Raw genomic sequence first — 15,011 nt, 5'->3', positions numbered from 1 at the left:
ACCAGCTAGCACGATAGTTCTGCTGAGTCAGTGACTTAACGCCGTCTGGGCTTCCATCTTCTGGCGCAGGCTCAGGGGGCGCATATCGGTCCAGACTTCTTCGATGTAGGCCAGGCATTCTTTCTTGAAGCCGCTTTTGCCGACCGTGCGCCAGCCGTTGGGGATGGCTTTGTAGTCGGGCCAGATCGAGTACTGTTCTTCGTGGTTGACCACAACTTGAAAGACGATGTCTTCCCGATCAAATACTGAAGTCATTGCTGCTCTCCGTGGTTGTTCAGTGCTGCCATGCCAATTCATGGCAGCTATAGGGATTGAACGTATCGCTACGTCGAAAAATTAAAGCTGTGCGACGGCGGCGTTAAGTGCGCGACCAAAAATTTCCGCCACTTCGTCGATCTGCTCGGCGGTGATCACCAGCGGTGGCAGAAAACGCACCACGCTGCCATGCCGACCGCCCAGCTCCAGAATCAGCCCGCGCTTGAGGCATTCGCGCTGGATCAGCGGGGCCAGACGGGCAAACACCGGCGGATGACCTTGCGCATCGCACGCACCCGCCGGGTCGACCAGTTCGACACCCAGCATCAGCCCTCGACCACGAATGTCGCCCAGTTGCGGGAAGTCGCGCTGCAACGATTGCAGATGACCGACCAGACGAGCGCCCATCGCCGTCGCGTGCTCACAGACATTGTGTTGCTGGAGATAGCGCATCACCGCCGAACCGGTGGCCATAGCCATCTGGTTGCCGCGGAACGTCCCGGCATGCGCGCCTGGCAGCCAGGTGTCGAGCCAGGAACGGTAAACCACTACAGCCAACGGCAGACTGCCGCCGATGGCTTTGGACAGGACCACCACATCGGGAATGATCCCGGCGTGCTCAAAAGCGAACATTTTGCCGGTGCGCGCAAAGCCGCTCTGGATTTCGTCGACGATCAGCGCCACACCGGCCTTTTCCGTGATCCGTCGCACACCGCGCAGCCAGTCGAGATCAGCCGGGATCACCCCGCCCTCGCCCTGCACCACTTCAAGAATGACCGCTGCCGGCAATTGCACGCCCGCTTCCGGGTCGTTGAGCAGGTTTTCCAGATAGTGCAGGTTGGCGCGCACGCCCTGTTCGCCCCCCAGCCCGAACGGGCAGCGGTAATCGTACGGATACGGCAGAAACTGAACGCCGCTGCTTAGCAAAGCACCCAGCGGCTTTTTCGGCCCCAAGCTGCCCATCAGGCTCAACGCGCCCTGGCTCATGCCGTGATAACCGCCCTGAAACGACAGCACGGTGCTGCGCCCGGTGGCGGTGCGCACCAGTTTCAACGCCGCTTCCACCGCATCGGTGCCGGTCGGGCCGCAGAACTGGATCTTTGCGTCGTTGGCCAGTTCCTGCGGCAGCAGACCGAACAGGTCCTGCACGAACTGGTCTTTGACCGGCGTGGTCAGGTCCAGGGTGTGCAGCGGTAATTCATCGCTGATCACCTGCTGGATCGCTTCGATGATCACCGGATGGTTATGCCCCAGCGCCAGCGTACCCGCGCCGGCCAGGCAATCGATGAAGCGCCGTCCTTCGACGTCCTCGACGTGAATCCCCTTGGCGCGCTTGAGCGCCAGCGGGATGCGCCGTGGGTAGCTGCGCGCATTGGACTCCTGGCGACTCTGCCGGGCCAGCAATGGCGACTCGTCGAACTGGTAGAGCGTCTCGGCCGCTGCCGGAGTTATCCGGGTCAACTGATCATCGATAAACCTGGTAGCGACTGACATCTGTGCAACCCTCAATACGCTGGTTGAATGACCTGATGCATGACGGTGGGCCATGCCGGTTCAGGCGTTTATTCCATCCATTGAAAACGCGCCAGCGCGCTGCGGATTTACACCCGGTAACGAGTTTTTTATCCGCAGCGCCAGCGGGCCGACCGAAGGCCGGTCAGAACCCTTCCAGTTCCGCCATCAAGTCCGCCAGGCGGTCGAATTTCTGCTCGTCGACCTGCGCCCCGCCAAGGCTTTCAAGATGCTCGGCCAACGCCTGAACGGTGTTGAATTCGAACATCGCCCGCAATGGCACGTTACGTTGCAGCAGCTTCTGCGCACGGGTGACCACTTGCGTGGCCAACAGTGAATGCCCACCCAGCTCGAAGAAGTTGTCAGTCATGCCCACCCGCTCGACCTTGAGCACATCGGCCCAGATGGTCGCCAGTTGTTGCTCCATTTCAGTCTGCGGCGCCAAGTATTCCTGCTGCGACTGGCTGACGTCCGGCGCAGGCAGGGCCTTGCGGTCGAGCTTGCCGTTCGGCGTCAGTGGCATCGCGTCCAGAATCACCAGATGCGCAGGCACCATGTAATCGGGCAGGCTGGCCTTGAGGTGGCTTTTCAGCGCGTCCCGTAGCGTATCGTGATCCTGCGCGGCAGCGCTTGGCACCAGATAGGCCGCCAACACTTTGCCCAACGGACCATCGATGTCCAGCACCACCGATTCGCGGATCGCCGGATGCTCCAGCAAGCGGGTTTCTATTTCGCCCAGCTCGATGCGATAGCCACGAATTTTCACTTGGTGATCGACCCGGCCGACGTACTCCAGCACGCCATCTTTGCGCCGCCGCGCCAGGTCGCCGGTGCGGTACAGACGCTCGCCCGGCGCACCGAACGGATGCGGCACGAAAACCGGCACCGTACGCGACGGATCCGCGACATAACCGCGACCGACCCCGGCCCCGGCGACGCACAACTCGCCCACTGCGCCCAGCGGCACCAGGTCCAGCGCATCGTCAAGCAGGTACAGGCGATTGTTGTCGGTCGGCGAACCGATCGGCAGGTACGCGCTGCGTGTGGACTCTGCGTCAACGCGGAAGAACGCCACGTCGTCGGAACATTCAGCCGGGCCATAGGCATTCACCAGCCCGATAGCCGGGTAGCGTTGCAGCCATTGGCTGGCCAGTTCCGGCGGCATGGCTTCGCCCGTCGGCAGCAGCCAGCGCAGGCTTTCCAGCGTGGCGTGCTGTTCGGCAAGCAGGCCGGTAACCAGCGACGGCACGCTTTCCAGCACACTGATGCGCTGCGCCTGCACATGCGCCAGCAGCGCCTGCGGATCGCGGGCGATGTCGTTCGGCACGATGTCCACCCGCGCCCCGAACAGCGGCGCGGCAAGGAACTGCCAGACCGAGATGTCGAAACTTTGCGAAGCGGTCTGGGCGATCACATCGCTGTCGCTCAGGCCTAGGTAAGGCGCCTTGCTCAACTGGTTATTGAGCATGCCGCGCTGTTCGACCATCACGCCTTTCGGCAGCCCGGTGGAACCGGAGGTGAAGATCACGTAAGCCAGGTTATCCGCCGCGCTGTAGCGACCCGGATTGTGCTGCGCTGAATCGCTCTGCTGCACGTCTTCCCAGACCCGCAACTGCGGACGATCGGACTCGGGCAGCGCCTCAAGCAGCGTCCTGCCCTGATCCAGACATTGCGCACTGCACACCAGCACCGGCGTGCGGCTCTGGGCGATGATGCCGCTCAGTCGCACATTCGGCAGCGCCGGGTCCAGCGGCAGGTAACCGGCACCGGCCTTGAAGCTGCCGATGATCATGCCGAGCAGTTCAGGCCCGCGCTCGGCCAGCAAGGTCACCGGCTGATCGAAGCCCACCCCGGCCTCGATCAGCGCATGGCCCAGGCGATTGCTGGCGATGTTCAGCTCGGCGTAGCTGACTTCACGATCCAGATAACTGACCGCAATGCGCTCTGGATGAACCGCGACCTGCGCTTCAAACAGTTCGACGTAGCTTTTATCCAGCGGGTAATCGTGATTGCTCTGGTTGCAGCCCTCGATCAGGAACGTGCGCTCCTGCTCGCTGACCAGCGCCAGCTCGGCCATGTCACCATGGAAACCTTCGATCAGCGCCAGCAGCAGGCGCTTGAATTCGCCGAGCATGTTCTGCACGGTGGACTCGTCGAAATAACGCTGATCGTAGGAAAGGTGCAGGCCCAGGTCATCACCCGGATAGCAGACCGCCGTCAGCGGGTAGTTGGTGTGGGTGCGGCCGGAGTCCGAGGTGGCGTTGAGGCTTTGCGCACGGTCGAGCACCGAGACTTCCACCGGCGCGTTTTCAAACACGAACAGGCTGTCGAACAGCGGCTGGCCCTTGGGCAGCTCGCTGTTTTCCTGAATGGTCACCAGCGGCAGGTATTCGTACTCGCGCAGTTGCATGTTGCTGTCCAGCAACTGGCTGAGCCAGTCACGAACCGTGCAGCGCTGTTCGTCGCCCGGCATGCCGACGCGCAGGGCGATGGTGTTGATGAACAGGCCGACGGTGCGCTGCATCTGCGGCAATTCCACCGGCCGCCCGGCCACCGTGACGCCAAACACCACGTCGCGATCACCACTCATGCGCCGCAAGGTCAAGGCCCACGCCGCTTGGGCGAAGGTGTTGACGGTCAGTTGATGCTGTTGTGCCAGCTCGCGCAGCTGTGCGCCGTCGCGTTCATCAAGGCGGGTGTAGCAATCGCCCACCACCATGCCGCCGCTTTCACCGGCATGTTCACGCAGGAACGGACGGTCGCTGGGGATCGGCGTCGGCCGTTCAAAGCCGCGCAGGTTGTGCTGCCACCAGTCGCGCGCCTGCACCAGGCCACGGCGTTGCAGCCAGCCGATGTAATCGCGATAGCGCGGCGCAGGCGTCAGTTGTACTTCACGCCCTTCGCCCAGCGCGGTGTAAATGTCAAAGAAGTCGTTCATCAGCAGCGAACGGCACCAGGCATCGATGAGGATGTGGTGGTTGCTCATCATGAACCAGTAGCGCGCTTCATCGACGCGGATCAGGCGCAGGTGGAACGGCGGCTGATTGAGCAGATCGAAACCGGCCTCGCGCTCGGACTTGAGCAGGGCCTGCAAGCGCGGTTCCTGTTCGTCCGAAGGCACATCACGCCAGTCCAGATAATCAATCGGCGTGCTACCTGGCTTGTGAATGACCTGCAGCATGGTTTCGCCGATGTCCCAGCAAAACGAAGCCCGCAGCGCTTCGTGACGGGCGATCACCGCCTGCCAGGCCTGGGCGAAACGCTGCGGGTCCAGCGCGCTGTTGATGCGGTAGCGGTCCTGCATGTAATACAGGCCGGTGCCGGGTTCCAGCAGGGTGTGCAGCAGCATGCCCTCCTGCATCGGCGTCAGCGGGTAGACGTCCTCAATGTGCGTCGCCGGGACCGGCAGCGCGTCGAGTTGTGTCTGATCCAGATCGGCCAGCGGGAAGTCCGAAGGCGTCAGACCACCGCTGCCATCGCTCAGACAATGGGCAATCAACGCCTGCAATTGCGCCAGGTAAGCCTGCGCCAGCGCTTCGATAGCAGCGGGCTGATAGCGCTCGGCGCTGAAGGTCCAGCGCAGCAGCAGTTCGCCGCCATACACCTGACTGTCGATGCTCAGCTCGTTGGGCAGCGGCGCATGCGGATCGTGTGCCGCGCCTGCCGATTCTTCCAGCGGACGGAACAGCGCGTCGCTGGCGAAGCTCTGGTCGAACTGGCCTAGGTAATTGAAGGTGATCGGCGCCACCGGCAGCGCCTGCATGGCGGCCTTGCCGGCGCTGTCGGCCAGATAGCGCAGCACGCCATAGCCCAGGCCTTTGTGCGGCACCTGGCGCAGTTGCTCCTTGATCGCCTTGATCGAGTCGCCCGGCGCCGCGTCGGCAGCCAGCGCTGGCGTGAGGCGCAACGGATAAGCGCTGGTGAACCAGCCCACGGTGCGGGTCAGGTCGATGTCGTCAAACAGGGTTTCACGGCCGTGACCTTCCAGCTGGATCAGGGCCGATGGCTGCCCGCTCCAGCGGCAGACCACTTGCGCCAGCGCCGTCAGCAACAGGTCGTTGACCTGAGTGCGGTAGGCGCTGGGGGCCTGTTGCAGCAGTTGCCGGGTGCGCTCGGCATCCAGCCGCACGCTGACAGTTTGCGCATGACGATTCTGCTGCCCGCCCTGCGGGTTATGACACGGCAGATTCGTCGCAGAACCGCCCAGTTGGCTCTGCCAGACGTGCAGCTCTTCACGTAGCGACTCGTTGCCCGCATAGGCCTGCAAACGCGCGGCCCAGTCGCGGAACGCACTGGTCTTGGCGGCGAAACGCACTGGCGTGGCGTCGCTCAACTGGCGATAAGCCGTTTGCAGATCATCCAGCAGTACACGCCACGAAACGCCATCGACCACCAAGTGGTGAATGACCATCAGCAGGCGTTGCTGGCCCTGCGGCCCATCGACCAGTAAGGCACGCAGCAGCGGACCGTTGTGCAGATCAAGGCTGCGCTGGGTGTCAGCGTACAGGGCCACACATTCGGCCATGTCGGCGACCCGCGCCTGAATCAGCAGGGTTTCAGCGGTGACGGCGCGGTGCTCGGCCTGCCACTTGCCGTTCTGCTCGGTGAAACTCAGGCGCAGGGCGTCGTGCTGTTCGAGCACTGCACGCAACGCCTGCTCCAGCACACGAGGATCTAGCGCGCTGACCGGTTCCAGCACCAATGACTGGTTCCAGTGCTGACGCTGCGGAATCGGCGTGTCGAAGAACCAGTGCTGAATCGGCGTCAGCGCCGACGCACCTTCCAGCAGGCCCTGCTCGGCCTGAATCAGTTCGCGGGTGGTCGCCACGGCGGCCAGCGTCTGCACGGTCTGGTGCTGAAACAGGTCGCGTGGGCTGAAATGAATACCCGCCTGACGGGCGCGGCTGACCACTTGAATCGACAGGATCGAATCCCCGCCCAGCTCGAAGAAGTTGTCGTTGAGGCCGACTTTCTCGACGTTCAGCACCGCACACCAGATCGCCGCCAGGTGTTGTTCCAGCTCGCGGGCGGGCGCGATGTAATGCTGACGATTGAGCCCCGGGTCCGGCGCAGGCAAGGCGCGGCGGTCCAGCTTGCCGTTAGCGGTCAGCGGCATGCTGTCGAGCAGTATCAGGTGCGTCGGCACCATGTAATCCGGCAGTTGCGCCTTGAGGTGCGACTTCAGCGATTCGCGAAGCTGCGCCTGCTGCTCATCGCCCTGCCCGGCCACCTCACTGACCAGATAAGCGGCCAGTTGCTTGCCCGACGGCGTGTCCAGCGCCAGCACCACGGCTTCGCGAATCGACCCATGCTCAAGCAATCGGGTTTCGATTTCGCCCAGTTCGATGCGGAAACCACGAATCTTCACTTGATGGTCGATACGCCCCAGGTATTCCACCAGCCCGTCAGTGCGCTGGCGCACCAGGTCGCCGGTGCGATACAGACGCCCGCCGTTGCAGGCAAACGGGTCGGCTACGAAACGCTCGGCGGTCATGCCGGGGCGCTGATGATAGCCCTGAGCCAGACCGGCACCGCCGATGTACAGTTCGCCGCTCGCGCCCTGCGGCACCAGCGTCAGATCGGCGTCGAGAATGTAAGCCACCCGCGCGCCGACGATGCGTCCAATCGGCACGCTGACTTCGCCCTCTTCCAGTTGCTGCGGCGCCAGACTGGCCAGCGGCATGACCACGGTTTCGGTCGGCCCATAGGCGTTGAAGAACAGCTCGGGCTGGAACACCGCACGAATACGCTGCAAGTGTTCGCCGGTCAGCGCTTCACCGCCGGTGATGCACATGCGCACCGGCAAGGTCTGGCCCTGAGTCGCCAGCCACTGCGCCAACTGGCTGCCATAGCTGGGGGTGAACCCGAGAATATTGACCTGCTGCTCGCGAATCAGCGTGCAGATTTCTTCGGCGTCCCACTGCCCTTGTGCGCGCAGCACCACGCGTGCGCCGCTGAGCAACGGCACCAACAGACGCTCGGTGGCGGCATCGAAGTTGATCGAATAGAAATGCAGTTCGCAGTCGTCCGGCTGCATGTCGAAGCGACGAATCACCGCCTGACAATGCATGGCGATCTCGCCGTGAGACACCATCACGCCCTTGGGTTTGCCGGTCGAACCGGAGGTGTAAATCAGGTACGCCTGATGCTGTGGCAGGCTGATGAACGGCAGCTCATCGGACGAATAAGACGCCAGCAGCGGCTGATCGTCTTCCAGGCACCAGCGGGCCACTCCAGCCGGCAACTCGCCCAGCGCTGCAAACAGCGCACGGTCACTCAGCAGCAGGCCAACGCCGCTGTCTTCGATCATGTAGTGCAGACGTTCCAGCGGGTATTCCGGGTCCAGCGGCACGTAGGCGCCACCGGCCTTGAGGATCGCCAGCAAGCCGACCACCATGTCCAGCGAGCGCGGCAGCGCCAGGCCGACCCGCACTTGGGGGCCGACACCGCGCTGGCGCAGCATTCCGGCCAGTTGGTTAGCGCGGCCGTTCAGCTCGGCGTAGCTCAGGGTTTCGCCGGCAAAGGTCAGCGCCGCAGCCTGCGGGCGCAATCGGGCCTGCTCGGCGAACAGGCTGTGAACACACTGATCGAGCCGTTGCTCGCCGGCTTCGACGCCAAGACTGTCGAGCAACTGCTGACGCTCGGTGTCCTGCAACAGCGGCAGTTCGCTCAAGCGCTGCTGCGGATCGGTCAGCAACGCTTGCAGCAGGTTCAGCCAATGTTCGGCCATCTGCGCGATGCGTGGCTCGTCGAACAGATCAGTGCTGTAGGTCAGGCAGCAACCCAGGCGGTGATCCAGCTCGGTGACTTCCAGGTTGAGGTCGAATTTGGTGGCCCGCGCGTCGTTGACCAGATAATCGACCGTCATGCCCGCCAGCTCGCGACTTTGCTGGAATTCCCAGCGCTGCACGTTGCACATCACCTGGAACAGCGGGTTGTAGGCCGCGCTGCGCGGCGGTTGCAGGGCTTCGACCAGATGATCGAACGGCAAGTCCTGATGCGACTGACCTTCGATGACCGTGTGGCGCACCTGTTCAAATAACTGCGCGACGCTCATCTGCCCGTCGAGCTGCACGCGCAGCACCTGGGTGTTGAGAAACGCGCCGATCAGCCCTTCGCTTTCCGGACGAATGCGGTTGGCCACCGGCGCGCCGATGCGCAGGTCGTTCTGGCCGCTGTAGCGATAGAGCAACACAGCCAGGGTGGCAGTCATGGTCATGAACAGGGTCAGACCGTTGCGGGCGTTGAAAGCGCGGACTTTGGCGGCCAGTTCGGGATTCAGGTCGAAGCGGTACAGCTCGCCTTGATGGCTTTGCACAGGTGGACGCGGCCGGTCGCTGGGCAGTTCCAGCAACGGGTGATCGTTGCCCAGTTGCGCGGTCTAGTAATCCAGTTGGCGCTGGCGTTCGCCGGCTTCCATCCACTGACGCTGCCAGACGCTGTAATCAAGGTAGTGCACCGCCAGCGGCTCCAGCGGGGACGGCTTGCCGTCAAGAAACGCTTCGTAGAGCAGGCTCAGTTCGCGGGCGAAAATATCCATCGCCCAGCCTTCCGTGACGATGTGGTGCAGGGTCAGGACGAAGTAATGCTCCAGCTCCGCAGCCCTGACCAGACAAGCACGCAGCAACGGCCCGGTTTCCAGATCGAAAGGTTGATGCGCCTCGCTGTCGGCCAGCGCCTGAATGCGCTGCTGACGAGTATCGGCAGGCAGCGCCGAGTAGTCCTGCCACTGCACGCTCAGGCCGGTCTGTTCGGAAACTTTCTGGCAGGCCACGCCGTTGACGCTCGGAAAGGTGGTGCGCAGGGTTTCGTGGCGCAGGATCAAGGCTTGCAGCGCAGCCTCGAAACACTCGATATCGAACACGCCGTTCAAACGCGCCATGCCGCCGACGTTGTAGGCCGGGCTGTCCGGTTCCATCTGCCAGAGGAACCACATGCGCTGTTGCGAGTAGGACAGCGGCACCGGCTGGCTGCGATCGACGCGAGCAATAGGTTGCAGGCTGTTGCGTGCGCCTGACTGCTGAAGGGCTTGAACCTGCTCGGCGAATGCACCCAGCTCGCTGGCTTCAAACAGAGTACGCAACGGCAGGTCGATGTCGCAGCCCTGACGCACACGGGAAATGATCTGCGTGGCCAGCAACGAGTGCCCGCCCAGCTCGAAAAAGTCATCGCGCAGGCCGACACGCGGCACGCCCAGCACCTGCCGCCAGACAGCGGCGATCTGCTTTTGCAGGTCGGTGTGCGGCTCGACGTGCTCGCGGGTCTGCCATTGCGGCTCGGGCAAGGCGCGGCGATCCAGCTTGCCGCTCGGGCTGAGCGGCATGCTGTCGAGACGCACCAGTTGCGCCGGGACCATGTAATCCGGCAGTTCCAGCGCCAAGGCCGATTTGACGCGCTCGGCCTGAACGTCCTGCCCGGCCTCGGCGGTGTAATAACCGATCAGTTGCGGGCCAGCGGCGGTTTCACGCACCAGCACGGCGGCGTGACCGACGCCCGGTTGAGCCAGCAGGCGGGCTTCAATTTCCTGCGGTTCGACGCGGAAACCACGCAGTTTGACCTGCTGATCCAGACGCCCCAGATATTCCAGCGCGCCATCAGCCGCCCAGCGCACAAGGTCACCCGTGCGGTACAGGCGTTCGCCCGGCTGACCCAGCGGATCAGCGATAAAGCGTTCGGCGGTCAGCCCCGGACGATTCAGATAGCCTCGCGCCAGGCCGATGCCACCGATGCACAACTCGCCAGCGACCCCGCGTGGCAGCGGATTCAATTCGCTGTCCAGCACCCGGCACAGTACGTTACCCAGCGGGCGACCGATGGGCGAACGCAGGCCATCGGCACGCTGGCACTGCCAATGGGTGACGTTGATCGCAGTTTCGGTCGGGCCATACCGGTTATGCAGCTGCACATTCGGCAGTTGCTCAAGCACCCGATTGCGCAGTTCACCCGGCAACGCTTCGCCGCCAGAGAACAGGCGACGCAGGCTGCTGCACTGCTGCGTCAGCGGTTCGTCGATGAACAGTTGCAGCAGAGGCGGCACGAAATGCAGTGTGGTCACGGCGTATTCGTTGACCAGTTGCGCAATGCGGTACGGGTCGCGGTGTTCGCCGGGGCCTGCCAGCAGCAGGCGGCTGCCGGTGATCAGCGGCCAGAAACATTCCCACACCGACACGTCGAAGCTGATCGGTGCCTTTTGCATCAGCACGTCGGTTTCGTCCAGCGCATACGTGGCCTGCATCCATTGCAGGCGCTCAGCCAGGGCCGCGTGGGTGTTGCCGACGCCTTTGGGCTGACCGGTGGAACCCGAGGTGTAAATCACGTAGGCCAGATTGTCGCCGTGCAGGTGCAGGCTCGGCGTGCTGGCAGGCCAGTTGTCCAGATGCAGCATGTCCATCGCCAGCGTGCAAACGCCCTCGGCACTCGGCAGGTCGCCGAGCAGATGGCTCTGGGTCAACAGCAATTCGACGCCGCTGTCTTGCAGCATGTAGGCCAGCCGATCCGTCGGGTAATCCGGGTCGAGCGGCACGTAAGCGCCACCGGCCTTGAGGATCGCCAACAGACCGATCAACAGTTGCGGCGAACGCTCGGCGGCAATTGCCACCTTGATGTCCGGGCCGACGCCTTTGTCGCGCAGATAATGCGCCAGACGGTTAGCCTGGGCATGCAGGCTGGCGAAATCGAGGCTGCCGCCCTCCCACACCAGCGCAATGCGTTCCGGGGTGTGCAGCGCCTGACGCTCCAGCAATTCAGGCAACCAGTTTTGCGCCGGCGTGCAGGCGGCGGCGCTCCATTGCGCTTGTTCGGCCAGCTCGTCAGCGTTGAGTAATTGCAGGTCGCCCAGCGCGACCTGTGCCTGCTGGCTGACCTGGGTCAGTAACTGAACATAGTGCCGGGCCAGACGCATGATGGTGTCGCGCTCGAACAGTTCGTTGGCATAGTCAAAGGACAGGTTGAGGCGACCATTACGGTCTTCTTCGCTGTGCAGTTGCAGATCGAATTTGGCCTCGCGGCTGTGCCACGGCAGTTCTTCGGCGAGCAGCCCCGGCAGACGGCGCAAGGCGCTGAGGTCGCGTTGCTGATGGTTGAACATGACTTGAAACAAACCATGCTCACGCGCCTGCGGAAACGCTTCGACCAGTTGCTCGAACGGCACGTCCTGATGCGCCTGAGCATCGAGTGCGGTCTGGCGGGTCTGGCTCAGCAGCGTCGAAAACGGCAGGCGTGGGTCCAGTTGCGCGCGCAGTACCAAGGTGTTAATGAAGAAGCCGATCAGCCCTTGGGTTTCGTGGCGCGGACGATTGGCACCGGGCACGCCGATGCGAATGTCAGTCTGCCCGCTGTAGCGATGCAACAGGGTCTGGAAACCGGCCAGCAACAGCATGAAGGGTGTTGATTGCCAGGCTTGCGCCGTGTTGCGCACTGCAGCGCTCAGTTCGGCGCTCAGGCGCAGGCTGTAACGCGAAGCGCTGTGTTGCTTGCGTGTCGAACGCGGGTGATCGGTGTTCAGCGTCAGGGTCGGCTGCTCATCGCCCAGTTGCTGTTTCCAGTAATCAAGCTGGCGCTCGGCCTCGCCCTGCGCCAGCCATTCACGCTGCCACTGGCCGTAGTCGGCGTAACGCAGTGGCAAGGGCGCCAGTTCCAGGCTCTGGCCTTGAACGGCTGCCGCATAAAGGCGCGAGAACTCGTCGATCAGCACATTCAGCGACCAGCCATCGGCAATGATGTGGTGCAGCGTGACCAGTAACTGATGTTCTTCCTCGTCCAGCTTTAGCAGCGTCACGCGCAGCAAAGGGCCGTTTTGCAGATCGAACGGCAGGCGCGCCTGCTCTTCACGGATTGCCAGCGCACGCGCCTGGCGTTCTTCGCTGGACAGCTCGCTGATATCGATGCTGTGCAGCCGGAATTCGTCCGCTGCGTCGATGCGTTGCAGGGCGGCGCCATCCTGTTCGTAGAACCGCGTGCGCAGCGATTCATGCCGCTCGATCAGGCGCTGGAAGCTGCTGCGTAATGCCTCGATGCTCAGCTCGCCACGCAGGTGCAGCCCGCCAGGAATGTTGTAGGCGCTGCTTTGCGGGTCCAGTTGCCAGAGAAACCATAGACGGTTCTGCGCCAGCGATTGCGGCAGATGTTCGTTACCCGGCAAGCGGACGATTGCGTTCTGCGTGTGAATGCTGCCTTGCAATGCGGCGATCTGCAGCGCTTCGATCTGCGCAGCAAAGGCGGCCAGCGTCGGGGCTTCGAACAGCAGGCGCAGGTTCAGGTCGATGTCCAGCGTCTCGCGCAACGTCGCAACGACCTGAGTCGCGACAATCGAGTTGCCACCAAGCAGGAAAAAATGGTCGTCGGCGCTGACCTGCTCGCACTGCAAATGCTCGCACCAGACACTGGCGATCTGCGCTTGCAGGTCCGAGCCGGTGCTCAGGGCACGAGTGTGACCGGTGGTGTCGGTCGCGGGAAAAACCGCGTAGCTGTCGAGGCTGCCGTCGGCCAGCCGGGTGCGGCAGGCCGAACGCTGCAACTTGCCGCTGGAAGTCTTGGGTAATGCGCCCGGATTGAGCAGCACCACAACGCTCGGCGCTTCCTGAAAGGCTTCGGCCACGGTCTGCCGGATGAGTTTGATCAGCGCTTCGGGCGACAGGATTTTCTGCACGCTGCGGCTGATTTCGGCGGCAATGCCGATGCCTTCGCTGCCGTCCTGATGGACGGCGAACGCCGCGATGCGACCTTTGCGCACCACATCGATTTCGCGCTCAATGACCTTTTCGATGTCTTGCGGGTACAGGTTTTGCCCGCGCACGATCAGCATGTCTTTCAAACGACCGGTGATGTACAGCTCGCCGCGCCGCTGGAAGCCCAGATCGCCGGTGCGCAGCCAGGTCTGGCCGTCATGCTGGACGAAGGTTTTGGCGGTGGCTTCAGGGTTGCGCCAGTAACCGTGGGCGATGCTCGGCCCACTGGCCCAGACTTCGCCAATGTTGTTTTCGTCCAGCACGTGCAGGGTTGCGGGATCGGCAATCAGCACACCATGCCCCGGCTGGCCGGTGCCGCAGCTCATGACCGGTTGACCGTCGCCCGGTTCGGCCACGTTGCGCGCCAGCGCCTGCGCATCCAGACGCAACGAAGGAATGCCCTTTCCGCGCTTGCCGCCAGCCACATACAGCGTGGCTTCGGCCAGCCCGTAAGAGGCCATGAAGCTGTCCGGCGTGAAGCCACAGCTGGCGAATTTCTCGGCGAACGCATTCAGGCTGTCTTCGCGGATCGGCTCGGAGCCGGAATACGCCACGCGCCAGCGACTCAGGTCCAGGCGCTCCAGCGCCGAATCACTGACCCGCGCACTGCACAGCTGGTAGGCAAAATCAGGCCCGCCGCTGATGGTACCGCCGTATTCACTGATCGCTTCCAGCCAGCGCAACGGGCGAGTGAGGAAGTAGGCTGGTGCCATCAGAATGCACGGCACGCCGCTGAAGATCGGCTGTAGCAAGCCGCCGATCAGGCCCATGTCGTGGTACAGCGGCAACCAGCTGACGATCACGTCGTCCGGATTGACGTCGATGCCAAAGCCATGACGAATCAACAGCTCGTTGGCGACCAGATTGCCATGACTGACCTGCACGCCTTTGGGCAAGGCCGTCGAGCCCGAGGTGTATTGCAGAAACGCGATGTCGTCGGCTTGCAGTGGCGGCCCCTGCCAGCCATCGGCCGACGCACTGTCCAGCGTATCGACGTACAGCAACGGCGGCGCAGCGGCGGCGGCCAGTTCGTCCATCTGCAACAAGGCGGGCTGCACGTCGGAAGCGGTCAGGACCAGACGCGGCTCGGCATCGGCGATGATCGACAGCAGTCGCTCCTGATGGTGGCGACGATTGGATTCCGGCGGGTAAGCCGGCACTGCGATCACACCAGCGTACAGGCAGCCGAAAAACGCAGCGACGTAGTCCGGGCCGCTGTGGAACAGCAGAATCGCCCGATCCCCCGGCACGGCATGACCTTGCAGCGCGGCGGCGATAGTGCGTGCGCGCAGGTCCAGATCACGGTAGGTCAACACCAGCCCCTGACTTTTCTCGTCAGTAAGAAAACGCAGGGCCAGCCGATCCGGCGTTTGCGAGGCGCGACGCTGAAGGGCTTGAGCCAGGGTGTCGGGGAGTTCAAACGCATCCATGATGGGGTTCCTGCTAGGTTCGGCGTGCCAGATAAGATCTGAATGTCAAGAAAGACGCGTGCACCGGGGAACGGGCGCGCGTGAGGCC

Annotated in this window: 2 protein-coding genes and 1 pseudogene; all 3 read right to left on the bottom strand. The window is 63.2% G+C overall.

From position 1 onward, the window contains the following. Positions 1 to 27 precede the first annotated feature (27 nt). Complete coding sequence (locus ABJ99_RS20625; RefSeq protein WP_024685504.1) at positions 28 to 255, bottom strand: MbtH family protein; 228 nt, start codon at positions 253 to 255, stop codon at positions 28 to 30. 81 nt (positions 256 to 336) lie between these two features. Further along, on the bottom strand, positions 337 to 1,749 hold the full coding sequence (locus ABJ99_RS20620; protein WP_054087384.1) for an aspartate aminotransferase family protein: 1,413 nt from the start codon (positions 1,747 to 1,749) through the stop codon (positions 337 to 339). A 163-nt stretch (positions 1,750 to 1,912) separates the two neighbouring features. Continuing rightward, positions 1,913 to 14,923, bottom strand: a pseudogene (locus ABJ99_RS20615) (non-ribosomal peptide synthetase). Between the last annotated feature and the right edge of the window lie 88 nt (positions 14,924 to 15,011).

Origin of the sequence: Pseudomonas syringae pv. cilantro (assembly GCF_001293775.1) — a bacterium.
In the GTDB taxonomy this organism is placed as follows: Bacteria; Pseudomonadota; Gammaproteobacteria; order Pseudomonadales; family Pseudomonadaceae; genus Aquipseudomonas; species Aquipseudomonas syringae_P.
The sequence above is the reverse complement of the archived record's forward strand: the minus strand, read 5'-3'. Positions and strand labels throughout refer to the sequence as shown.

Excerpts from the sequence above, each read along its gene's own strand:
- ABJ99_RS20625 (WP_024685504.1), bottom strand. The coding sequence starts at position 255 with ATGACTTCAGTATTTGATCGGGAAGACATCGTCTTTCAAGTTGTGGTC.
- ABJ99_RS20620 (WP_054087384.1), bottom strand. The coding sequence starts at position 1,749 with ATGTCAGTCGCTACCAGGTTTATCGATGATCAGTTGACCCGGATAACT.